This window comes from Psychrobacter sp. ANT_H3 (assembly GCF_027919975.1).
In the GTDB taxonomy this organism is placed as follows: Bacteria; Pseudomonadota; Gammaproteobacteria; order Pseudomonadales; family Moraxellaceae; genus Psychrobacter; species Psychrobacter maritimus.
This window is the reverse complement of record NZ_JAQISM010000011.1, coordinates 1-1520: the sequence shown is the minus strand read 5'-3', so window position 1 is coordinate 1520 and position 1520 is coordinate 1. Positions and strand designations below refer to the sequence as shown.

General features: G+C 54.7%; 1 protein-coding gene. It reads left to right on the top strand.

What is annotated here, in order from left to right; genetic code table 11:
• The coding region (locus tag PG901_RS07185; RefSeq protein WP_271134034.1) for a transferrin-binding protein-like solute binding protein at positions 1-1520 on the top strand (1520 nt) is incomplete at both ends.

Here is a 1520-nt window from a genome sequence, read left to right as displayed (position 1 = left end):
GCCACAGCCGCCAAAGCGCAAGCAGAACTGGAGAAACAAAAAGCGGCCACTGCGCAAGCAGAAGCGGATAAAGCCAAAGGTGAGTTAATCACCGCACAAGATAAGTTAGCGGCTGCAGAGAAAGCCCTAGCAGACGCATTGGCAAATGGCAGTGGTGACACCGCCGCCCTACAAGCAGAAGTGGATCGTCGCAAAGCTGCCCTTGAGGCCGCCAATGTCCAAATCACCGCTGCCCAGCAAGCGCAAGCTGCAGCGACTGCCGCAGCAGAAGCTCAAATTGCTGCCGCCAACCAAGCCGCGCAAGCAGCCAAAGACGCCCTAGCCGCAGCCACCATCAAGAACGCTGCCGAAGCGAAGAAATCGGGTGTTCAATCATTAAACATTAATGCCGGCTCACTCGGATTGTTTAATACCACCACCCGCGACTTTGCCGTGAATGAAGACGGCTCTGCCGTTGATGCCCGTGCTGATATTGCCTCTCAGAATCCAGATGGCACAGCAGGCTTACTCCCACTGGTCCCAATCACCCTCTCTGGTGAAGGCGACACAGCAGTCGCAGACTCAAACGGCTTTAAAGCCCATAAAGGCAAAGCAGACATCGTGGTTGCCGCCATTGGTCAGACACTGCCTTTAACCTACACCTCAACCTATAAAGACTTTGGCGATGACATGCGCATCGGTCATATTGATGGCTCTGCTGAAGTTGCTCTATTGAACAAAACCTTACCCGTCAATGGTGTCGCCGTCATCGGTAATGCCACCCAAGCGGCTAACATGCCGAAAGAGGGCACCGTAGGTTACACAGGAGACGCCACTTACCGCAAGCTGGGTATTGGCAATGACATCGAGTTTGGCAAATCTGTATTCACCGCCGACTTTGTTGCTAAAAACGTGAAAGGGGACTTAACCTTTGCTAACGCCGGTAAGATTGGTCTAACCGCTGGTATCAATGGCAACCAATTCTCAGGTACAGCGGCTGACAATGCCGGTTACAGCACTGAAGGTGGATTCTTCGGTGGGGACGCTCAATACCTAGGCGGGGTTTACGCTGGTAATGAGGCTCAAGGCACCTATGGCGCGAAGAGCGACAAGCAAACCGCAGCAGAAAAAGCCGCTGCCAAAGCTCAAGCGGATGCCGCCAAAGCCAATGCTGACAAAGACACCGCTAATGCCCAAGCCGCCGCCGCCCAAGCTGCTGCAGACAAAGCCCAAGCGGATGCCGTTAAAGCCCAAGAGGCCCTGAAAAAAGCAGAAGACGCCTTAGCAAATGCTGGTAATGGCGAAGATCAGCTCGCCGCCGCCTTAGCACGTGCGGCCGCCGCCGAAGCCGCTCAAGCTGCAGCAGAAGCCGCCGCAGCGACTGCAAAAGCTGCTGAAACGGCTGCATTGTTAGCCAAAACCGCCGCAGAAAATGCAGCCACTGCAGCGCAAGTAGCTGCCGACAAAGCCATTGGTGATGCTAAAGTTGAAGCCGACAAGAAAGTAGCCGCCGCCAATCAACAAGCGGCTGATGCTAAAGC